Source organism: Dechloromonas denitrificans (assembly GCF_001551835.1).
Taxonomy (GTDB): domain Bacteria; phylum Pseudomonadota; class Gammaproteobacteria; order Burkholderiales; family Rhodocyclaceae; genus Azonexus; species Azonexus denitrificans.
On record NZ_LODL01000041.1, the window covers coordinates 1 to 566 of the forward strand.

Sequence of the window (566 nt, forward strand, 5' to 3'; positions counted from 1 at the left end):
GTCTGCGCCGCTTTCAGGGTTTCCTCGAGCAGTTGCTCAGCCGGGATGACCCGGGCCACCAGGCCGGACTTCTCGGCTTCGGCCGCATCCATCATCCGCCCGGTCAGGCAGAGGTCCATCGCCTTCGCCTTGCCGACGGCGCGCGGCAGGCGCTGCGTGCCGCCGGCCCCGGGCAGGGTGCCCAGCTTGATTTCCGGTTGGCCGAACTTGGCGGTGTCGGCGGCGTAGATCATGTCGCACATCATCGCCATCTCGCAGCCGCCACCTAATGCGAAGCCGGCCACCGCCGCGATCACCGGCTTGCGCGTTGTCTTGATCCGTTCCCAGTTGCGGGTGATGAAATCCGTCTGGTAGGCGTGCATGTAATCGAAATCCTTCATGAAGCCGATGTCGGCTCCGGCGGCGAAGGCTTTTTCATTGCCGGTGATGACGATGCAGCCGATCTCGGCGTCGGCCTCGAAAGCGTCGATCGCGGCACCGATGCCGTCGACCACGTCGTTGTTCAGCGCGTTCATCGCCTCCGGGCGATTGATGCGGATCAGGCCAACCTTGCCGATGGTTTCAAC

The 566-nt window shown here is 64.3% G+C and carries 1 protein-coding gene; it reads right to left on the reverse strand.

Annotated features, from left to right (window positions below; translation table 11 throughout):
* A partial coding sequence (locus AT959_RS20170) for an enoyl-CoA hydratase-related protein (RefSeq protein ID WP_240481902.1) occupies nucleotides 1-566 on the reverse strand: 566 nt, incomplete at both ends.